This is a genomic window from Flavobacteriales bacterium (assembly GCA_029248105.1).
Taxonomy (GTDB): Bacteria; Bacteroidota; Bacteroidia; order Flavobacteriales; family UBA7312; genus UBA8444.
In genome coordinates this window covers 82,064-104,476 of record JAQWJZ010000010.1, presented here as the reverse complement: position 1 = coordinate 104,476, position 22,413 = coordinate 82,064, and the positions used below count along the sequence as shown (strand labels likewise).

At 36.7% G+C, this 22,413-nt stretch carries 17 protein-coding genes; 8 read left to right on the top strand and 9 right to left on the bottom strand.

Annotated features, from left to right (window positions below; translation table 11 throughout):
• Window positions 1-1,704 carry a single-stranded-DNA-specific exonuclease RecJ gene (gene recJ, locus P8I29_01860; protein MDG1916542.1) on the top strand — a complete coding sequence of 568 codons (1,704 nt, stop codon included), beginning with the start codon at window positions 1-3 and terminating at the stop codon, window positions 1,702-1,704.
• Here the strand turns inward: recJ and dnaG are convergent.
• The 3 genes from dnaG to rlmN are packed head-to-tail and all read right to left on the bottom strand — an operon-like array spanning window position 1,696 to window position 5,659.
• On the bottom strand, window positions 1,696-3,609 hold the full coding sequence (gene dnaG / locus P8I29_01855) for a DNA primase (protein MDG1916541.1): 1,914 nt from the start codon (window positions 3,607-3,609) through the stop codon (window positions 1,696-1,698). The genes recJ and dnaG overlap by 9 nt on opposite strands.
• Window positions 3,606-4,580 (bottom strand): polyprenyl synthetase family protein, encoded by a 975-nt coding sequence (locus tag P8I29_01850; GenBank protein ID MDG1916540.1) that lies wholly within the window; start codon window positions 4,578-4,580, stop codon window positions 3,606-3,608. Before P8I29_01850 ends, dnaG begins: the two co-directional genes overlap by 4 nt.
• Before the next feature lie 29 nt (window positions 4,581-4,609).
• A complete protein-coding gene (rlmN, locus tag P8I29_01845) occupies window positions 4,610-5,659 on the bottom strand; it encodes a 23S rRNA (adenine(2503)-C(2))-methyltransferase RlmN (protein MDG1916539.1) in 1,050 nt (349 codons plus the stop codon).
• A gap of 33 nt (window positions 5,660-5,692) precedes the next feature.
• On the opposite strand from rlmN, the gene P8I29_01840 reads away from it, so the two are divergent.
• On the top strand, window positions 5,693-6,826 hold the full coding sequence (locus P8I29_01840; GenBank protein MDG1916538.1) for an amidohydrolase family protein: 1,134 nt from the start codon (window positions 5,693-5,695) through the stop codon (window positions 6,824-6,826).
• A gap of 11 nt (window positions 6,827-6,837) precedes the next feature.
• Here the strand turns inward: P8I29_01840 and P8I29_01835 are convergent, their stop codons facing one another.
• From P8I29_01835 to P8I29_01810, 6 genes are read right to left on the bottom strand one after another with little or no spacing between them, the layout of a single operon-like run.
• On the bottom strand, window positions 6,838-7,503 hold the full coding sequence (locus P8I29_01835) for a 2-C-methyl-D-erythritol 4-phosphate cytidylyltransferase (GenBank protein MDG1916537.1): 666 nt from the start codon (window positions 7,501-7,503) through the stop codon (window positions 6,838-6,840).
• Between the two features lie 2 nt (window positions 7,504-7,505).
• Complete coding sequence (queA, locus tag P8I29_01830; protein ID MDG1916536.1) at window positions 7,506-8,564, bottom strand: tRNA preQ1(34) S-adenosylmethionine ribosyltransferase-isomerase QueA; 1,059 nt, start codon at window positions 8,562-8,564, stop codon at window positions 7,506-7,508.
• A gap of 44 nt (window positions 8,565-8,608) precedes the next feature.
• Window positions 8,609-9,316 (bottom strand): tRNA pseudouridine(55) synthase TruB, encoded by a 708-nt coding sequence (gene truB / locus P8I29_01825; protein ID MDG1916535.1) that lies wholly within the window; start codon window positions 9,314-9,316, stop codon window positions 8,609-8,611.
• Between the two features lies 1 nt (window position 9,317).
• A complete protein-coding gene (locus P8I29_01820; GenBank protein ID MDG1916534.1) occupies window positions 9,318-10,121 on the bottom strand; it encodes an undecaprenyl-diphosphate phosphatase in 804 nt (267 codons plus the stop codon).
• Window positions 10,114-10,335 (bottom strand): DUF3098 domain-containing protein, encoded by a 222-nt coding sequence (locus P8I29_01815; protein ID MDG1916533.1) that lies wholly within the window; start codon window positions 10,333-10,335, stop codon window positions 10,114-10,116. Before P8I29_01815 ends, P8I29_01820 begins: the two co-directional genes overlap by 8 nt.
• 4 nt (window positions 10,336-10,339) lie before the next feature.
• Window positions 10,340-11,218, bottom strand: a complete 879-nt coding sequence (locus P8I29_01810) for a permease-like cell division protein FtsX (protein ID MDG1916532.1) — start codon at window positions 11,216-11,218, stop codon at window positions 10,340-10,342.
• 75 nt (window positions 11,219-11,293) lie between these two features.
• Here P8I29_01810 and leuS point away from each other — a divergent pair, with 75 nt between their 5' ends.
• The 6 genes from leuS to P8I29_01780 are packed head-to-tail and all read left to right on the top strand — an operon-like array spanning window position 11,294 to window position 22,383.
• Window positions 11,294-14,065: a leucine--tRNA ligase gene (gene leuS, locus P8I29_01805; protein MDG1916531.1), complete on the top strand. Its 2,772-nt coding sequence runs from the start codon at window positions 11,294-11,296 to the stop codon at window positions 14,063-14,065.
• Window positions 14,066-14,123: 58 nt separating this feature from the next.
• A complete protein-coding gene (locus P8I29_01800) occupies window positions 14,124-15,119 on the top strand; it encodes a tryptophan 2,3-dioxygenase family protein (protein ID MDG1916530.1) in 996 nt (331 codons plus the stop codon).
• 9 nt (window positions 15,120-15,128) lie between these two features.
• Window positions 15,129-16,361 (top strand): peptidoglycan DD-metalloendopeptidase family protein, encoded by a 1,233-nt coding sequence (locus P8I29_01795; GenBank protein ID MDG1916529.1) that lies wholly within the window; start codon window positions 15,129-15,131, stop codon window positions 16,359-16,361.
• A 27-nt stretch (window positions 16,362-16,388) separates the two neighbouring features.
• Window positions 16,389-19,580 carry a gliding motility-associated C-terminal domain-containing protein gene (locus P8I29_01790; GenBank protein ID MDG1916528.1) on the top strand — a complete coding sequence of 1,064 codons (3,192 nt, stop codon included), beginning with the start codon at window positions 16,389-16,391 and terminating at the stop codon, window positions 19,578-19,580.
• On the top strand, window positions 19,577-20,503 hold the full coding sequence (locus P8I29_01785) for a PorP/SprF family type IX secretion system membrane protein (protein MDG1916527.1): 927 nt from the start codon (window positions 19,577-19,579) through the stop codon (window positions 20,501-20,503). The genes P8I29_01790 and P8I29_01785 overlap by 4 nt, the downstream gene beginning before the upstream one ends.
• On the top strand, window positions 20,500-22,383 hold the full coding sequence (locus P8I29_01780; protein ID MDG1916526.1) for a hypothetical protein: 1,884 nt from the start codon (window positions 20,500-20,502) through the stop codon (window positions 22,381-22,383). Before P8I29_01785 ends, P8I29_01780 begins: the two co-directional genes overlap by 4 nt.
• Window positions 22,384-22,413: the final 30 nt, after the last annotated feature.

Sequence of the window (22,413 nt, the reverse complement as noted above, 5' to 3'; positions counted from 1 at the left end):
ATGGAAAACTTATGGACGTTAAAACCTATTCCTGATACCAAGGTAGTTTCTTCCCTCCAAGAGAGCTTAGGTGTTGCGCCTATCATTGCTACTTTACTTGCGCAAAGGGGAATTAATACTTTCGAAGAGGCTAAACAATTTTTTAGACCCCAATTATCAGACCTTAATGATCCTTTTTTAATGAAGGATATGGATTTGGCTGTTAACAGGTTGCACACTGCTATCAGCGGTAATGAAAAAGTTCTAGTCTATGGCGATTACGATGTCGATGGAACTACTGCCGTATCTTTAATGTATCTTTTTTTAAAGAACAAATGCTCTCATGTAGAGTATTATATACCTGATAGATACGAAGAAGGTTATGGCGTTTCTTATAAAGGAATTGATTATGCTAAAAGCAATGGATTTACTTTGATTGTATGCTTAGACTGCGGTATTAAAGCCGTTGAAAAAGTGGCATACGCCAAAGATCAAGGCATAGATTTTATAATATGTGATCACCATAGACCAGGTGAAAAACTACCCTCGGCAGTAGCTGTTTTAGATCCTAAAAGAATGGATTGCAATTATCCTTTTAAAGAACTGTGTGGATGTGGAGTAGGATTTAAATTAGCACAAGCATATCATCAGTATTTCAATTTACCGTTTGAAGTCCTTATACCATTATTGGATTTAGTGGTGGTAAGTATTGCGGCTGATATAGTTCCTATCATTGATGAGAACAGAGTGTTAGCGTTTTACGGTTTACAACAACTTAATTCTAACCCAAGAATTGGACTTAAAGCCTTAATGACTGTTGCTAACAGAAAAGAGATATTCAATATTTCCGATGTTGTATTTGGTTTGGCACCAAGAATCAATGCTGCCGGTAGAATAGAACATGGAAATAAAGCTGTTGAATTGTTAGTACAAGAAGACTTTTCACAAGCAAAAGTAAAGGCAGAATATATTGATAAGCATAATTTAACTCGAAAAGAACTAGACCAAAACATAACAAAAGAAGCCTTAGAAAAGATTGTTCCTAATGCAAAAACAACTGTTGTTTTTAGTGAAAAATGGCATAAAGGAGTCGTAGGCATTGTAGCTTCTCGACTGATAGAAACTCATTATAGACCAACGATTGTCTTGACTGAAAGTCATGGTAAGCTTACTGGTTCAGCTCGTTCGGTAAGTGGATTTGATGTATATAATGCTATTGATTCTTGTTCCAATTTATTGGAACAGTTTGGTGGGCATAAGTATGCTGCCGGATTAACGTTAAAAAAAGAAAATCTGGAGGCCTTTATTAAGCAATTTGAACAGGTTGTTAGCGAAACTATAACCTCGGAGATGCTAACACCAAAGATCAGTATAGATCTCGAAATGTCTATTGCTGACATTAATAAGAAAACCTTCCGAATAATTGAACAAATGGCACCATTTGGACCTGCTAATAGTAGGCCTGTTTTTATGGTAAAAGGAATGATTGACAATGGCACTGGACGATTGATAGGTCAAGAAAAAAACCACCTTAAACTAGCTTTAACAGATTCGGATAATTCAAAAACTTTAGATGGAATTGGTTTTGGTATGTCTGATCGCTTTCCTATGGTTCAGGATAAGCAGAGTTTTGATGTTTGCTTTGTTATGGATTTAAACGAATGGAACGGTACAACAAACTTGCAGTTAAGGATAAAAGACCTTAGAAAAGACACTTTATCCTAGTACAATTCTACCTAGTTTTGCAGAGATTTCTCTTTTAATTGTTAGCATGTCGTTAATTTCTACGAGTAGCTTTTCATCATTCTCACTACCATTTGCTAGTTCAGTGGTTTTAACTTCAATGCGCTCAACAATTTTGGCTATTTTAAGAGAATAAATGGCCGTATCAACCGCTTTCTTTAACTGCATTTCTTCGGTTTCAGTATAAATGCCATGCTCTTTCCATTTTTGGCTTATAGCATGTTCATTGCTAATAATATCAACAGCAACTTGAGAAATCTCAGGGTCTTTATGTTGAGTAAAGTACTCTTCTGTTAGCAGCTCACCCTGGCTAAGAGCTTCTTCGAAGGTATTAAAAATCAAGCTGTAATTCGGATTTGAAAAAACCTTTTGATTTCTAAATTCTGAAATGATATAGTGAACAACATATACTTTATTCTCTTCGCTATTATTATCCGTGTTTTCGAAGTTTAAAAAGTAATGGCCGTACTGTAACATAAATCGGATAATATCTTTCTCTTGAAACTCAGACTTGGCCTTATCTTTAGTAACAGTTTGTGTTTGCTCAATCTTTTTAGCAGTTTGCCTTTCTGCTTTTTTTACAGGCTTGGTCTTATGGATTAATTCATGGACTTTGTTTTCTAGCTCTGCTTTTCCTACCTCTAATAACTTGCTGCACTTATCAATATAAACTTCACGTGTAATACCATCTGGTATTAGGGCTATTGACAGCATAATATTGTTTATGAGGCTTACCTTTTTTATAGGGTCATTTTTGCTTTTTTCGTCTAATAGGGCAATTTTAAATTCTACAAAGTCTTTAGAGTTTTTGTTGATGAAATGAGTTAATCCCTCGCCACCGAATTTTTTAGCATAGCTGTCTGGGTCTTCACCTTCAGGTAAAAGAGCTATTTTGACAGTCATGCTTTCAGCAAGGATAAGGTCAATAGCTTTTGTGGCGGCCTTAATCCCTGCGTTATCTGAGTCGAATAGTAGTGTAATGTTTTTGGTGTATCGCCCTATTAGTTTAATTTGTTCTGTGCCCAGTGCTGTTCCAGAAGATGCAACGACATTTTCAATACCTGACTGATGCATGGATATAACATCTGTATATCCTTCAACAATTAAGCAGTTGTCATTTTTTACTATGGCCGATTTAGAGAAGTATATCCCATACAAGACTTTACTCTTGTGATAGATTTCACTTTCTGGCGAGTTGAGGTACTTTGCTTTATCGTCTTTTTTTAATGTCCTTCCTCCAAAACCTACAATTCGACCCGAGATACTATGAATAGGAAATATTATACGACCTTTAAACCGATCGAATGCCTTATCATCTTTAAATATGCTAAGGCCTGTTTTTTCTAAAAACTCTTTTTTGTAAGAGGCTTCTAATGCAGACTTTGTAAACGCATCCCAATTATCGGGGTTATAGCCTAATTGAAATTTATCAATCATTTCCACTGAAACATCTCTTTCCTTAAAATAGCTCAAGCCAACCGCTTTGCCTTCAATAGATTTATTTAAACTATCTTGAAAGTAGTCTTTAGCGTATGAGTTAACGATAAATAAACTTTCTCTTGCGTTGGCTTTCTCTATTTGTTCTGGCGTTTGTTCCTCTTCTTGAACTTCAATATTGTACTTTTTGGCAAGGTACTTCAGCGCTTCTGGATAGCTTAGCTGATCAATCTCCATTACAAAGTTTACAGCATGTCCGCCTTTACCACATCCAAAACATTTATAAATGCCTTTTGTTGGTGAAACCGTAAAAGAAGGGGTTTTTTCATCGTGAAAGGGGCAGTTCCCAAGCATATTTGCTCCTCTTTTTTTGAGGGTAACAAAATCTCCAACAACCTCTTCTATTCGAGCGGTTTCAAAAATGGTATCTATGGTTTCCTTTGGAATCATTTCTTTCTTTCGATGACGAAATTTACTAAAAGTTCTAGAGACTTTCGGCTTTCATTGTCATCAAAAGTTTTCAACACTTGTAGAGCTTCCTTTTGGTAGGATTTCATTTTGTCAATAGTATAATCAATCCCTCCACTTCTTTTAACTATATCTAATACTTCAGCGACACGCTCACTATTAGTATTGTGATTCTTTACGGTTTGAATTATATATTTCTTTTGCTTTTTGTCACTATTCTTTAAGGTATAAATCAAAGGTAAGGTCATCTTTTGTTCTTTGATATCAATACCTGTTGGCTTCCCGATAAGATCTTCGTTGTAGTAATCAAATAAATCGTCCTTCATTTGAAAAGCAATGCCGATGAGTTCTCCAAATTTTCGCATACGTTCAACGGTTTCTTTATCTTGATTAGCAGCGACGGCACCACAAGCACAACATGCAGCGATGAGTGTCGCCGTTTTTTGTCTAATAATTTCAAAGTAAACGTCTTCTTCAATATCAAGTTTACGAGCTTTTTCGATTTGTAAAAGCTCTCCTTCACTCATTTCTTTTACTGCCTTCGATACAATTTGAAGTAAATCGTACTCTTGGTTTTCTAATGACATTAACAGCCCTTGAGATAGGAGATAATCCCCAACAAGTACGGCAATTTTGTTTTTCCAAAGTGCATTGATGGAGAAAAATCCTCTTCGCATATTAGCGTCGTCAATGACGTCATCGTGTACTAATGTTGCGGTATGTAGAAGTTCAATAAGGGATGCAGCTCTAAAACTACTTTCGTTGACATCACCAAAAAGCTTACCGCTTAAAAAAACAAACATGGGGCGCATCTGTTTCCCTTTCCGTTTTACGATATAGTGTAAGATTTTATCTAAAAGAGGAACATTGCTATTCAGGGAGCTTTTAAATTTCTTTTCAAACAAGAGCATCTCTTGCTGAATGGGTTTTTTAATCTCTCTTATAGTATTCATTTACTGTTTTTAGAGGAGGTACAAAGATACTAGGATTTTACGAGTTTATTAGCCAATTGACCGCATGCTGCATCTATGTCTTTGCCTCGACTTCTTCTCACATTTACAATGAGATTTTTACTCTCTAGATAATTTACAAAAGCATCTACCTTTTCTCTTTTAGCTTGTTGAAATTCGCCATCGTCTATGGGGTTATATTCTATGATATTAATTTTACATGGAGTTATTTTGGCAAATTCGGCAAGCTCTTGGGCGTCACTAAGCTCATCATTAAAGTTTTTGAAAATGATGTATTCGTAAGTGACTCGTGTTTCTGTTTTTTGGTAAAAATAAATGATGGCTTCTTTAAGGGCATCTAGTGAGTTTTGTTCATTGATGGGCATAATATAATCTCGCTTTTCATCGTTGGCAGCGTGCAAAGATAGTGCGAGGTTGAATTTTACCTCATCATCACCTAGCTTTTTAATCAGTTTTGCTATTCCAGCCGTTGAAACGGTAATTCGCTTTGGCGACATTGCAAGCCCATCTGTGGAGGTGATTTTTTCAATAGATTCTAAAACATTCCTATAATTCAATAGGGGCTCTCCCATACCCATGTAAACGATGTTACTTAACCTTTGGTTATAGTTGTTGAGAGCCTGTTGGTTTAACATAAAAACTTGGTCGTAAATTTCATCGGCATTTAAATTCCTCAATCGATCTAATTTTCCAGTAGCGCAAAATTTACATGTTAAACTACAACCTACCTGCGAGGAGATACAAGCGGTCATCCTACTTTTTGTTGGGATTAGCACTCCCTCAACATTGTTATTGTCGTATAAGCCAAAAGCAGATTTTATAGTACGATCCTCACTTTTTTGAGATTCTGTAATCTTTGCATGTTGAATTACAAAATGGTTATCTAATAATTGTATGGTCTCTTTGGAAACATTACGCATTTCTTCAAATGAAGAAACAGATTTTTTCCATAGCCATTCATAAACCTGTTTTGCTCTGAAAGTAGGCTTATTATTTTGTTCGAAAAAGTCCTTAAGTTCAATTAAGGTCAGTGCGCGAATATTTTTTTTATCTAAAGACATAGAGCGTACAAAGATACTATCTTTGTACGCTCTATGCGCTACTTAACTTCAGATATCATTTTGACGGCTTATTCAAGCCCTATTTCAGATGGCGTCCTTGTCATAAATGATGAGGGTAAAATAATGGATATACTAGATGACAAACGTCAAATAGAGTCCCATAAATTAGAATATTATAAAGGAGCGATTTGCCCCGGCTTTATCAATACGCACTGCCATTTAGAGTTGTCGCATTTGCGAGGTGAGTTGGCCCAAAAAACAGGATTACCTCATTTTATCAATTCTATAGGTCAAATAAGAAAGGCAGATAGACAAGTGAAATTACAAGCTATGAAAATAGCCGATAAACAAATGTATGAACGTGGTATTGTTGCTGTTGCTGATATATGCAATACAGCCGATACTTTTCAAGTCAAAGAAAGAAGTTTGATGTTTTACTATTCGTTCATAGAATTATTTGCTTCAAATCCTAGTAGAGCCGATGAGGTCTTTGAAAGGGGACTTCAACTGAGTAAACAATGTAATACTCCAAACTCTTTAACTCCTCATGCCAATTACTCCGTTTCTCTACCACTTTTAGAAAAGATAAAAAAACATAATAAAGGCGAAAAAATCAGCATACACAGTCAAGAAACCAATACTGAGGATGAGATGTTTTTAAACGGAACAGGCGATTTACTGTTACAGCTTATTGCTAAAGAATTTTTCAAATATACAGGCAAAACCGCTCTTCAAAGCACACTTCCACTATTGCCACATGCTCCTACTTTGTTGGTGCATAATACGTTTACATCTAAACAAGATTTACATGAGGCATTATCCAACTATAATAATTTGTTTTGGTGTACTTGTCCCAAAGCTAATTTGTACATAGAAAATCAATTGCCTAACTATCAGCAGTTCATAGACTCTAAAGCAAAGATGACAATTGGCACAGATAGTTTAGCCTCAAACGATACGCTTTGTATTTTGGAAGAAATGAAAACAATTCAACCTTTTGTTCCTTTAGAATTGTTGATTGAGTGGGCTTGTAAAAATGGTGCTGAATTTCTTGACCTTGCTGCACTTGGCACTTTTCAGAAGGGGAAAACTCCAGGCATAAACCACATTAACCATATAGTGAACGGAAAGCTTACACAAGACAGTCAAGTGGTTAAATTATTTTGACAGAATATACACTAGAGAGAGGTATATATCTCTGCTATTTTTAAGTCTTCTTGAGTCGTGATTTTGATATTTTCTTTATTGCCTTGTATGAGCTGCACTTCTATACCCATAGCCTCAACGACAGATGCATCATCTGTAAATGAAGGGGTATATTTTTGTTGATAGGCTTCAAGTAATATTTCGCTAGTAAAACATTGTGGTGTTTGAACGATGAGGTAATCGTCTCTATTTACAACAGTGCTACCATGATCAGTTTTTTGCCTTAAACTTTCTTCAATTTCTAAAACGGGTATAGTAGCTCCTTTATCTTTTGCGGTTTGCATACATTGCTTAACAACACTTTCTTTAACAAGCGGTCGAACACCATCATGAACGGCAATAACCGATTTCTCACTTATTTTTTGCAAAGCGTTTTTTACCGATTCAAAGCGCGTGTTACCCCCTTCTACTAGCTGATGGCTAATATCAAATTGGTGTTGTTGACATAGACTTTTCCAAGTACCAAACTCCGACTTCGGTAATGCTAATATGATTTCAGAACCTTCCAAACTCTGGTGCATTTTATTAATGGTATGCATCAAAATGGGTTTAGAGTTAAGGTCTAAAAACTGCTTAGGGATAGTAGAACCCATTCGGCTTCCGCTACCCCCAGCAACTATGATTATATATTGTTTCACTTTTATAGTATCAGCATAGCATCACCATAAGTGAAGAAATTGTATTTCTCCTTAATAGCTTCTTCGTATGCGTTCATTATTAGGTCGTGGCCACCAAAAGCACTTACCATCATCAATAGTGTAGATTTTGGAGTATGTAAATTGGTGATCATACAATTAGCAATACTGAAATCATAAGGAGGGTAAATGAATTTATTAGTCCAGCCAGTGAATGGAGTCATTAGCCCTTGAGTAGTTACCGAAGTTTCAATAGCTCTCATTGACGTTGTGCCAACAGCACAGATTCTTCTTTTTTCTTTAATTCCAGTATTGATAATATCAGATGTTTCTTCACTAATGATAACCTCTTCAGAGTCCATTTTGTGTTTACTCAAGTCTTCTACTTCAACAGCTCTAAATGTTCCTAGACCAATATGAAGGGTAAGGTTAGCGAATTCTAAACCTTTAATTTCTAACCTTTTCATAAGCTCACGACTAAAGTGCAAACCAGCCGTAGGAGCTGCTACAGCACCTTCAGTTTTAGCGTAAATCGTTTGATAACGTTCTTCGTCTTCAGCGTCAGGCTCTCTTTTGATATATTTTGGTAATGGTGTTTCGCCAAGTTCATTTAGTTTTTCTCTAAACTCCTCATAACTACCATCATAAAGAAAACGAAGGGTTCTACCTCTAGAAGTGGTGTTGTCTATTACTTCAGCCACTAGGCTATCGTCATTTCCAAAGTATAATTTATTACCTATTCTTATTTTACGAGCAGGATCTACCAATACATCCCACAATAGGTTTTCTTTATTTAATTCTCTTAATAAAAAGACTTCAATTCTAGCACCAGTCTTTTCTTTGTTTCCATACATTCGAGCTGGAAAAACTTTAGTATCGTTGAAAATCATAACATCACCTTCATCGAAATAGTCAACTAAGTCTTTGAATAATCGGTGTTCAATGTTACCCGTTTTTCTGTCGACTACCATTAGTCGAGACTCATCTCGGTTGTAAGCAGGTCTTTCTGCTAAAAGTTCTTCTGGTAATTCAAAATTAAATTGTGAGAGCTTTCTTTTTATCATGATGTTCTTATATTCTTAGTAAAAAAGTGCGCAAATATACTAAATTAATGTTCAGATAATCGATTATTTGTGTCAGAAAAAGAGTCTATAAACTCTTGAATTTCAATTGCTTGACTGAGTTCCAACATGCCAATTCTAGTTCGTCTTAACTGACTTAGGTGCGCTCCACTATTCAGTTTTTTTCCAAATGACTGTGCTAGCGAGCGTATATATGTACCTTTACTACAGACAATTCTCACATTGACCTTTGGCATCTCTACCTTTTCTATTTCAAATACTGAAACATGAACCATTCGTTCTTTAATCTTTACCTCCTCACCCTTTCTGGCGTGTTCATATAGCCGTTTGCCATCTTGTTTAATAGCCGAATAAATAGGGGGTGTTTGCATAATGTCACCTGTTAGTGATTTCGCTGCTGACTTCAGCATTTCTTCGCTAATGTGGTTGTATTCAAACGTTTGATCAATTTCTGTTTCTAAGTCATAAGACGGAGTAGTAGCACCTAGAGTAAATTCACCTACATATTCTTTTTCTTGACCTTGAAACTCATTGATGCGTTTGGTGAATTTTCCAGTGCATACTATGAGTAAACCATCGGCTAATGGATCTAGTGTTCCTGCATGTCCGACCTTAATTTTTTTGATATTAAGAGCTGTGCGCAAAGTGTTGCGTATTTTTTTGACTACATCAAAAGAGGTCCATCGAAGCGGCTTATTAATCAGTAGTACTTTCCCCTCTATGTAATCAATCATTTTACAGGGAAGTAAAAAGTATAGCGATAAGCCCTATTGAAAAACAGTAGTAAGAAAAATACTTGAGTTGACTTTTCTTTACAAGAGAAATCATCCACTTACATGCAATTAATCCAGTTAGGAAAGCAGCAATAAAACCGACTATTAATGGAATAAAAGAAGCACTTTCAGTAGCTATTTCGCCACTTAAAATATCTTTTGCCATTTTGCCAAATATTAAGGGTACTACCATAAGAAAAGAAAATCGTGCTGCTTTTTCTCGGTCTATGCCTAATAATACAGAAGTAGAAATAGTAGCTCCAGACCTTGAAATTCCTGGCAGTATTGCAATAGCTTGAGCAATACCGATAATCAATGACTGACTAAAATTCACCGATTTAGTGGTGTTTTTAGCTTTATCCGCAATAAATAATAAAAGCCCTGTAATGATTAGCATACTGCCGACGAGTAATATTCTACCACCGAAAAGCGCATCTATCTGTTCTTCAAAAAGTACACCAACTAATGCAGCAGGAATCATTGAGATGACGATTTTTAAAGAAAACCGAAACTCCTCGTTCCATTTAAATTGTAATAATCCTTTGAAAATTTGAGCCACTTCATCTCTAAAGATAAAGAGGGTACTTAGTGCTGTTGCAGCGTGTAACACAACGGTCATTAAAATATTTTCTTCTGGTAAGCCTTGACTACCAAAACGCTCCAAAATAAAGGTTGTAATTTCAAGATGTCCGCTACTACTAACGGGTAAGAATTCGGTAAGCCCTTGTATAATTCCCAAAAGGATAGCTGCAAGAATACTACTCATCTTTTGCTTTATGTAAAATAGCGAATACTTCAATTACCAATCCAACGATTAAAAAGATGACTGACAGAGTCATTCTTCTAAAGCTAAAGATAGCGTCGCTAAATACATTAGGGTCTTCTGATTTTCCTCCACTCATCAATATATAACCAGTTACGATGAGTAAAACCCCTAATATCATGAGTTGATAATTTCTTTTTCCAAAATTGAATTCCATAGTTTTAATGATATAAATCGTTTTCGTTCATTTTAAGGTATTTGCCAACAGAAAAATTAGTGACTAAAGTACTTATTAGCACTCCAAAAATAAGTATGCTAATAAAGATAATTCCAATTGTTGGCATATCTTCAAGTAATAATAGTTCAGGCATTTCTTTGTGTAAACTAAATAAGGCTATTATTAAAAATACTATCCCTATTAGAGCAGAAAAAACACCTTGGAGAACCCCATTTCTCAAAAATGGTTTTCTTATAAAAGCGTTGGTGGCGCCTACTAGTTTCATAGACTGAATAGTAAAGCGTTGTGAGTAAACCGTAAGCCGTATGGTGTTATTTATTAAAGCGATAGCGACAATTAATAGTAATGAGCAGAATGAAATTAAAATCATACTTAGTTTACTAACATTGGAATTTATGGCTGCTATCAGGTCTTTTTGTATTATGATCTCTTTGATTATTGGGGTTTTTTGCAAATCGGATTCCAATACGTCAATATTTTTTTCGTTGGCATATTCGGCATTCATATATACGTCAATTGAAGCAGACAATGGGTTAAAACCAAGAAAGCTAATAAAATCCTCACCTAAATCGCTTTCTAAAATTTTGGCAGCATCTTCTTTACTGACAAATTCAGTGCTTTTTACTTGTGGTGAAGCATCTAAGCTTTTTTGAAGCTGAAGACGATCGACTTTTTTGATATTTTCTTGAAGTATAAGTGTGAAGCCTACATTTTCTTTAATGTAATTCGTTAAGCGATGTGTGTTGAGGTATATAAACCCCATACTACCTAACATTAGCAAAACTAAAGATATACTTAGCATTGTAGACAAAGAAGAAGTTCTAAGCTTACGTTTTATATGTCTTTCTTGAGCTTGTTTCATTACGTTTGCTAAGGTAATAATTTTTAGTGCTTAGTTGTGACGATTGCTTAACTTTGCTATCAAAATATTTTAAGAATGGATTACGATTTTAATCGCATTGAGCAAAAATGGCAAGACCGATGGAGGGAGTGGCAAACCTATAAAGTTGTCGAAGATAAAGATAAGCCTAAGTTTTATGTGTTAGATATGTTTCCATATCCTTCAGGAGCAGGCCTACATGTTGGTCACCCTTTGGGCTATATAGCTTCGGACATATACGCTCGATACAAACGCCATAACGGCTTTAATGTTCTGCATCCTATGGGCTACGATTCTTTTGGTTTGCCAGCAGAACAGTATTCTATACAAACCGGACAACATCCTGCTATTACAACTCAAAATAACATTAATCGCTACAGAGAGCAACTTGACAAAATTGGTTTTTCTTTTGATTGGAGTAGAGAAATTCGCACATCAGAACCCAACTATTATAAGTGGACACAGTGGATTTTTAAGCAATTATTCAACTCCTATTATTGCAATATTGACAATAAGGCTTTGCCTATATCAGAACTGATTGATGAACTGGAGCGTAACGGAAATACATTGGTACAATCGCCATGCGATGAAGATACACCGCTCTTTACAGCTGAACAATGGAAGGCATGGAGTGAAGAGGAACAGCAAGCCATTTTATTAAAATATAGGCTGACTTTTTTATCTGAAACTTGGGTAAATTGGTGTGAGGGCTTAGGAACAGTTTTGGCTAATGATGAGGTCAAAGATGGACGTTCAGAAAGAGGAAATTTTCCTGTTGAACAAAAGCTTATGAAACAATGGTCTATGCGTATAACGGCATATGCTGTGCGTCTTCTCGAAGGTTTGGAAACCGTAGTTTGGAACGACTCTATCAAGGAAATACAACGCAATTGGATTGGTAAGTCTAAAGGAGCATCGCTAAGTTTTTCTATAGAAAATAGTGATAAGCAGATAGAAGTATTTACTACTAGACCAGACACTATATATGGTGTTACTTTTATGGTTTTAGCTCCTGAACATCAGCTAGTAGATACGATTACAACAGCCGACCAAAAAGAAGAAATAGAAGCCTATTGCCAACAAGCGGCTTTAAAGTCTGAAAGGGATAGACAATCGGATGTGAAAAGTGTAACGGGTGCGTTTACAGGCGCGTATGCTACACACCCTTTTTCTAATGAAAAAATCCCTATTTGGATTGGCGATTATGTTCTAGCATCTTATGGCACTGGCGCCGTAATGGCCGTTCCTTGTGGAGATCAAAGGGATTGGGATTTTGCCAATAATTTCGGTATTGAAATAAAAAATATTTTTAGAGATACAGATATTAGCCAAGGAGCTAATGACGATAAGTCAGCCATCATTGACCATTCTGATTTTCTTTCGGGTTTGTCTGTCAATGAGGCTATTCACAAAGCCATATCAGCCATTGAGAAAAAAGAAATTGGCAAAGGAAAAATAAACTATAGATTGAGAGATGCTATATTTAGCCGACAAAGGTATTGGGGAGAACCTTTTCCAGTTTATTACGAAAATGATACGCCTAAACTTATCTCCGACAACACTTGTGTTGAGCTTCCAGAAGTAGATAAATATTTGCCAACCGAAGATGGTGACCCACCATTAGCTAGAGCTAAACAAGAAGCTTGGAATATTTTTGAAGGCGATAGAATGGAGTGCAATACTATGCCAGGTTGGGCAGGTTCGTCGTGGTATTTCTTAAGATATATGGACCCTCAGAACGATACAGAATTTGTTTCAAAGTCCAAGGCCGATTATTGGGGGCAGGTAGACTTATATATTGGTGGTGCAGAACATGCTGTCGGTCATTTATTGTATTCTCGTTTTTGGACTAAGTTTTTGTACGACAGAGGCTTTATTGCTTTTGATGAACCTTTCAAGAAAATGATAAATCAAGGTATGATTTTAGGTCGTTCTAATTTTGTATATCGTATCAAAGACAGTAATACTTTTGTCAGTTTTGACAAGAGAAAAGACTACAAAACCAGTCGTATGCATGTCGATATTGATTTGGTAGAAAACGATGTTTTAGACGTTGAGGCCTTCAAACAATGGAGAGAAGAATATAAGGATGCCGAATTCATTCTTAATGATGAAGGCAAATACATTTGTGGCTTTGAAGTTGAAAAAATGTCAAAGTCTAAGTATAACGTTCAGACACCCGATGATTTGGTCGAAAAGTTTGGCGCAGATACTCTTAGAATGTATGAAATGTTTTTAGGGCCATTAGAGCAGTTTAAGCCTTGGGATACCAAAGGAATTAATGGTGTTCACAATTTTTTAAGAAAGTTTTGGCGATTAGCTCACGATGAAAGTAATGAGCTTCATCTTTCTGATGACCAGCCAACAAAAGATGAGTTAAAAGCGTTGCATAAAGCTATCAAAAAGGTAACTGAAGACATCGATAGACATGCTTTTAACACGGTTGTGAGCACCTTGATGATTGCTGTTAATGAGTTGAATGACTTGAACTGCAACAAGCGACAAATTTTAACCGACTTGCTCGTTTTGATAGCGCCCTACGCCCCTCATTTTGCTGAAGAGCTTTGGGAAAAATTAGGACACTCAGAATCAATAACTCTTACCACTTGGCCTAATTATGATGAAAAGCATTTAAAAGAGGACGCCTTCACATACCCCATTTCTTTTAATGGTAAAATGCGTTTTACCCTTGAATTGGATGCCGATTTGAGCAAAGAAGAAATAGAAAAAGAAGTGTTAGCACTTGATAAAACCAAACAATATATGGAGGGTAAAAACCCCAAACGAATTATTATTGTTCCGAAGAAAATTGTTAATATCGTAATATGATTTATCGCATAATTTAAGAGGCAGTTAATGCTCAAATTGCCTCAAAAAATACATCATTATGGAATGGACTAAAGAGATTAAAGATAAAATTGAAAAGTTAGATAACAAGTATGCTTCTATAGGACAAGATTTGCCTGCCTATTTGGACGGCTTATTGTATGCCAATCCTTTGCACTATTGGGATTATACCTATGTAGACACTTTACTCAGTCTTCAGCATCCCAAAACCGACTTTCCAGACGAACAGATTTTTATTATTTACCATCAAGTTACGGAGCTATACTTTAAGTTAGCTATGTTAGAACTTGATCAGATTGCCCATAATGGAAAGTTGATGTCTGAAGATGGTCAAGATATGGGTTGGAACGAAAGCCTTTCAGCTGATTTTTTTACAGAACGTCTAAAGCGTATCAATAGTTATTTTGAAGTGCTAACCTCTTCTTTTGGTATAATGGTACAAGGTATGGAGAAGGAACAATTTCTAAAATTTAGAATGTCGCTTCTTCCATCTAGTGGCTTCCAATCCGCTCAATACAGGTTGATAGAGATTTCATGTACACACCTTATCAACCTCACTCACAAAGACGAAAGAGAAAGGTTAAGGGATTCGAGTATAGATGAAATGGCTCAGCACTTTTATTGGAAAGATGGAGCTATAGATGTAAAAACGGGTAAGAAAACCTTAATGCTAGAAAATTTTGAAAAGAAATATATGGCTCAATTTATTCAAAGAGCTAAAGATTTTTCTGATAAAAATCTAATGGCAAAATATCAACAATTGAGTGTTGAAGACCAACAAAATAAAGACTTGATTCATCAGCTACGTTTATTAGATTTGAATGTTAATGTCAATTGGCCATTAGTCCATTACAAATCAGCGGTACGCTATTTGTCATCTAAAGAGGGTGATATAGACGCAACAGGAGGTACCAATTGGCAAAAATACTTGCCCCCTCGTTTTCAAAAACGAATCTTTTTCCCAGAACTATGGACCGAGGAAGAGATGGGGAATTGGGGCAGACAATGGGTAGTAAAAGCCCTAAACGAAAGTTGATAAAAACAAATGAAGAAAAATAAATGGAGTAAGGTCGTAGGCTTGTTGGTGTGGATTATCTCTATTTCAATTACTTTCTCAAGCTGCAATTTTACAGAACCAGAGAGTATAGCCGAACCATGTTTGGTATTGTACGATATCTGTACTGAAGACTACAAGGTCCATAGAGGAGAATTAGAGCAAGGACAAACTCTGGGGGCGGTACTTTACCTTAACCATATTGACCATGGAAGAATAGACCAAATTGTCAAAGCTTCTAAAGGTATTTTTGATTTCAGAAAAGCCAAAGCAGGTAAAAAATTTACGGTTTTATGCTCTAATGATAGTATTGAAAAAGCCAAATACTTCATTTATGAAATGTCAAATACCGATTATGTGGTCTTTGATATCAGAGATACGATAGATGTTTTTTTAGGTCAAAAGCCTATTGAGGTAAAGCTCAGACAGGCTAGTGGGCAGATAGAGTCTTCCTTATGGAATGCACTAATAAACAACAATATGAGTCCTGCTTTAGTGATGGAATTATCATCCAATATTTACGCTTGGACAATAGACTTTTTCAGAATTCAAAAAGGAGATTATTTTAAGATTGTTTACGAAGAAAAATTTGTAGAGGGCGAACTTGTAGGAATAGGTAGGGTGCATGCCGCTATGTTCAATCATGCTAATGAAGACTTTTACGCTTTTTACTTTGAAGAAGAAGAACACTTTGGTGACTATTTTGACGATGAAGGAGGAGCATTAAGAAAAGCTTTTTTGAGAGCGCCATTGAATTATTCCCGCATAAGCTCAAGCTATAGCAAACGAAGAAAACATCCAGTTACTGGGCGAATAAAAGCGCATTTAGGAACAGATTATGCCGCACCTACTGGCACACCCATTTTATCTACTGCTAATGGCACTATTACAGAAGCAAGGTATAAAAGAAATAATGGTAATTATGTCAAAGTAAGACACAATAGCACTTACAGTACTCAATACCTGCATATGTCAAAAATAAAATCAGGTATTCGCCCAGGTGTTTATGTCAAGCAAGGCGATGTGATTGGTTTTGTAGGCAGTACTGGCTTAGCGACTGGTCCTCACGTTTGTTATCGTTTTTGGAAAAATGGTCGTCAAGTCGACCCTTACAAACAAAAATTACCACCATCAAAACCTGTCAAAGACGAAAATAGAGAGGAGTACAACTTATTGAAGGATAGTTTGATGACTGTATTACAATCTATACCTACTGATTTTTAGTTGACTTAAATCAGTATCTTTACACCTATGAGAGCTATACTAACATTTGTGATGTTGTTGTTGTGGTGTTCGTTATCCGCTCAGGTATTTTTCACTCCTAATAAAGGCCAATGGGACAGAGCAGTCAAAGCTAAAGTAGATTTGTCTAATGGCGCATTATTCCTTGAAGATAAGGCGCTGACCTTCAATTTTATTGATGCCACCTATTATAGTCATTCTCATGATTATAAGACTATGCTTGATAGTATTCAGGCTCATGCTTTCAAATGGCATTTTGTGAAAGCTAATAACCCTCAAATTACTTTTGAAAAAGAAAGAAAAGGAAGAGTCAGTTACTTTAATATTCAGCCATCTGTATCTAATCTCAAGACCTATCAAAAGGTTAATTACAAAAACATTTATGACGGTATAGACTACACTATTTACGAATACTATGGGAGTTTAAAATACGATTGGGTAGTACAAGCACAAGCTGACCCTAGAGATATTAAATTACGACTTGAAGGTATTAAAGATATTCGCATTGAAGATGGGCGATTGTATTTGCGGACATCCTTGAACGAAATTCGAGAAGAACGCCCTTACGCTTATCAATTGCAAGACGGTAAAAGGGTAGATGTTCCTTGTCGTTTTGTTTGGAAAAAACAACGTTTGTCTTTTGAATTCCCTGAAGGATATGATGAAAACAAGGAGCTGGTAATAGACCCTGAAATGATATTTTCTTCCTATTCGGGCTCGGTAGCGAGTAACTTTGGTTATACGGCTACCTATGACGATTATGGTTATTTGTACGCTGGAGGTACGGCCTACAATATTGGTTATCCAATTACTGTTGGAGCATATCAAACGGCCTACAATGGAGGGATAGTTGGTAATGATTTAGTATTGAGTAAGTACGACACTACGGGGTCATTTATGGTGTATTCTACCTATTTGGGAGGCACTGGTGATGAGGTGCCGCATAGTCTTATCGTTTATAATGAAGAATTATTTGTGATGGGTACAACAGGCTCAGCAGACTTTCCTGTTACAGATGACGCCTTTGACAATACCTTTAATGGTGGACAGGCATTAGCAGTTAATGGAGTAGGCATCAACTATAACAATGGTTGTGACATTTATATAAGTCGATTAAATACTGAAGGGACGGAACTCTTATCCTCTACTTTTTTAGGGGGTAGTAATAACGATGGTTTTAATAGTTCAGCCACATTACGTTACAATTATGCTGACCAGATGCGAGGGGAAATAGATATTGACGAAGATGGAAATTGTTATATCGCTTCCTCCACATTTTCTTCCGACTTCCCCATTGTCAATAGCTTAATTCAACCAGCTATTAATGGCGGACAAGACGGCATAATTGTCAAAATGGATTTGGATTTGAGTGCTATTCAATGGAGTTCGTATTGGGGTGGTAGTAGTGACGATGCTTTGTACTCTTTAGCCTTTGATTCCAATCAAGATTTGTATGCTTGTGGCGGTACATCCTCTAATAATCTTTTAACGACAAATGGTGCTTATGCACCCAATTATTTGGGTGGTTCGGTCGATGCTTTTGTATCTCATTTTTCTAAAGACGGTCAGACCGTTTTACACTCTACTTATTATGGTTCAGATCAATATGACCAATCTTATTTTATTGAACTAGATAAGTTCAATCAGGTCTATTTGTTTGGTCAAAGTTTAGCCCCCGATAATACCTTAATTTTTAATGCTGTTTTTTCTCAGCCCAATAGCGGTCAGTTTGTGAGTAAGCTCAATTCGGAGCTAAATACATTAGATTTTTCTACTGTTTTTGGTTCCGGTAGTGGAGGCATAGATATTTCTCCTACAGCTTTCTTAGTGGATGCTTGTAATAGGATTTATTGTTCTGGCTGGGGTGGGTCTACCAATGATTCTACCCATTTAGGTCCAGGCGGAACGACTACCGATTTGGTCACCACTTTTGATGCTTTTCAAAGTGAAACAGATGGCAGCGATTTTTATCTTATCATTTTTGAAGACGATGCCAATACCCTGTCTTTTGCTTCCTTTTTTGGGGGTGACCAAGCGGCAGAACACGTTGATGGGGGTACTAGTCGATTCGATAAAAAAGGAATTGTCTATCAATCGGTATGTGCTGGTTGTGGCGGCTTTTCGGACTTTCCAACTACCGATAATGCCGTTTCTACCACCAATGGGGCGTCGTGTAACAATGCTGTATTTAAATTTGATCCAGATTTTCCGTTAACGGTAGCCAATTTTAATGCCCCTTCCTTGACTTGCGATTGGACGGTGACTTTTGAAAACTTGAGCTTGGGAGACAACAACTCGTTTTACTGGGATTTTGGCGATGGCTCAACATCCACAGACACCACACCAACCCATACTTTCACTAGTGTAGGCACCTATGAGGTTTTGCTAATAAGTAATGATCCTACTTCTTGCAATTTGGTGGATAGTATAATTAAGACAATCGTCATAGATGAGAATACATCTCAAGAGTTAGATAGCTTGTTTATGTGTTTAGGCGATAGTGTTTTGTTGGAGGCATCTACCGTAGATGGTTATAGCTATCAGTGGTATCCTAGCGACGGCATCGTCAATCCATTAGAGTCTAGCACCTATGCTTCGCCTACTGATTCCATAGTGTATTACTTCATTGGTCAGTCCGATAATTGTTTCGATACGGTCAAGCAGTATGTCAGCGTTAAAGATGTTCTTTTAGACTTTGAGCCAACAGCAGAAATATGTGGTTTGCCTATTACTTTGAGTGTTCAAGCCACCCCATCGGTACAGATAGAGTGGTCAGTAAATGCCGATTTTACTAACAGCTTACAACAAGACTCTTTACAGGTGTCAACGGTAGGAACATACTACCTTAGAGGGTCTGAAAATGGCTGTACTAAATCAGCAGATATCGATGTGAATTTGGGTGAATCGTGTTGTAGTGAAGATAATATACTTATTCCTAATGCCTTTACACCTAATGGAGATTTGATAAACGAAAAATTTCGCATTCAAGATGAGTTAAATATTGTTCAAAATTTGGAGTTATCCATATTCAACCGTTGGGGTCAGAAAGTCTTTTTTGCAGATAACAAAAGCCAAAGTTGGGACGGCTATTTCAAAGGAGATTTACAACCTTCCTCTGTTTTTGATTACCATCTCTTAATTGAATGTATAGGGAGTGAAAAATCCTTTTTCAAAAAAGGGAATATAACGTTGATACGATGAAAAAATCAATCGTCATATTGCTTTTTGCTGTTCAAGGTTTATTTGCACAAGACGTGCATTTTAGCCAGTGGTATAACAATCCCTTATTTAGCAACCCTGCTCTGACCGCTTCTTTCGATGGTGATTATCGTATTACGGCCAACCAACGAGAGCAGTGGGCAAGTGTCAGTATTCCTTTTAGCACAACCTCTGTTGGTTTGGATATGCCTATTAAAAATTGGGGTTTAGGCTTTCAATTTCTTCGTGATCAGTCGGGAAGCTCTCGCCTATCCCTCACACAATTCAACCTATCTGTTGCTCGTTCTTTAGAACAATGGCGACTAGGGATGCATCTGGGTTTCGCGCAACGCACCATTGACTATTCGGATTTAATATTTATTGATGGGGGTGAATCTATCATTACAGAAAGTAAGAATTACATGGATTTAGGTTTGGGAATAAATAGAGAATTCAGTTTCACATCTAGCGATTTAAATCTTGGATATAGCATCTTTCACATCAATAAGCCAAACCGCTCTTTCATCTCTACTGAAGATAAATTGGCCATTCGCCATCAACTTTCTTCTACCTTAGATTACGACTTAGACGAACAGTGGCAGCTTAGTCCGTCTGCTCATATTACCATCCAACAGAATCAAAGAGAATGGATGTTTGGTTCACAAATCAGTTTTGATATCAGCGAATATTACTATAAATCTATACAGTTGGAAGCAGGTGCTTATTACCGATTTGGTGATGCCTTGTCCTGTTTGATTGGTGTACAGTATGAGCAGTCTTATTTAGCATTTTCTTACGATTGGAACACTTCGGACTTGGTTCCTGCAAGTAATTATTTAGGAGCCTGGGAGTTATCCTTTTCACATATCATACAATCCAAGATATTGCCCAAACCCAAGTACAAAACCTGTCCGACATTCTTATGAAAAAAAATATTCTATCCTATTGTTTAGTGTTGCTCAGCAGCTTTACTTTTGCTCAGAAAAAAGTAGAAATTGATGCGGAGGCGAGTTTCTATTACAATACTCAGGACTACTTTTCAGCGGTTTATTTTTATGAATTGTCGTTGCAGAAGGACAGCAATTCTTTTAGCGATTGGTATCCTTTAGCAGAAAGTTACCGGCAAACGAATCAGTATAGCAAAGGAATTTCTGCTTATAAGAGTGTACTTACAAGTAAAAAGTCAGCCGCTTTTCCTAACACTTTATTATGGTTGGGGGTATTGCATAAAAATAAGTCTGAGTACGATAAAGCATCGACTTACCTCAAGCAGTTTTTAGATGAAAGTTTACGCCCCACCGATTATTGGTATCGTAAAGCGTTGATGGAATGGAAGGGGGCGCAAATGGCTCTTAGTGCTAAGAAACGTGAAGACGTACAAGTGGAGTTGATGGGTGAACAAATCAATTCTTCTTATTCTGATTTTGCACCTTTTCCTTTGGGAGATAGTGCTTTATACTTTTCTTCTATGGTTGCTGACGATGGTCTTGCTGAAGAGTTATATATTGGTCACCGTTCACAGTTCATGCAATCCCAATACGGTGGAGTTGCCGAGCTGTTCAAAGTCTTCAATGATTTGAATTATCACATGGCCAATATTTCCTTTAGTCCCATGGGTGAGGAGGCTTATTTTAGCAAATGCAAAACCAAAAATGGCGATTTGATATGTCAGATATATACTAGCCGATACCGCAAGGGTTTATGGTCTGTCCCAGAACTCATGGACGAGCGTTTTAATGAATCTTTTAGTAATAATACCCACCCACAGTGGGGACTTTGGAAGGGTGATGAAGGTTTATTTATAGCATCAGATAGAGTTGGTGGTTTGGGCGATATGGACATATGGTTTGTGCCTATGCAAGGATCGGCTATTAATTTGGGTAATGGTATAAATACGAGTGGTAAAGAGGTTACTCCTTTCTATCATTCGGTAGAAAAAGCTCTGTATTTTAGTTCTGATTTTCATCCCGGTTTTGGAGGGTTTGATATTTTCAAATCGCTATGGGAAGAGAATTGGGGTTTGGTAGAAAATGTAGGCAAACCCTTAAATAGTCCTGCCAACGACTTATATTATGTATCTCCTATTGATAGTTTCAGTATAGGATTTTTCTCTTCTAATAGAGAAGGTTCAAGGACCATTACTACAGAAAGCTGTTGTAACGACATTTATCGTTTTACAAAAACTATCGAATGTGTTTGTGTTGAAGTAGATAGCATATCCGCTGCTATGCGTTTGAATTTGCCGTTGAGTTTGTACTTTCACAACGATGAGCCCAACCCTAAAACTAGGGATAGTGTTACTTCTGTAAATTATACAGATGCATATAACTCTTTCATGACACAAAAGGATCAATATATTAAGCGTTTTTCTTCTGTTATGTCTGGTCGTGCCAAAAATGCTACCGAACGTCAGATGCATGACTTTTTTGAGCAAACCGTAAGCGGGGGCTATCAAAGTTTATTAATTTTTGCGGAACAGTTAGAAGAGGTTTTAGCCTTAGAGGCAAAGGTGGAAATTAAACTGAAAGGTTACACCTCGCCACTTACAGCTTCGGATTACAACAACCTATTGGCCAAAAGACGTATCTCTAGTGTGGAAAATTTCCTCAAACAATTTAATAGCGGCGTATTAATCCCTTATTTACAAAACGATCAATTGGTACTGACCGAATTACCTTTAGGAGAAACACAAGTTAGCATAGGCGTAAGCGATAATCCCAACGATAGAAGGAATTCTGTTTACAGCATCAAAGCGGCACAAGAAAGACGCATAGAAATTGTGTCTGTTTTAGTAGAATTTAATTGAAATAGCTCATCGGTATTAATGGATTTATCT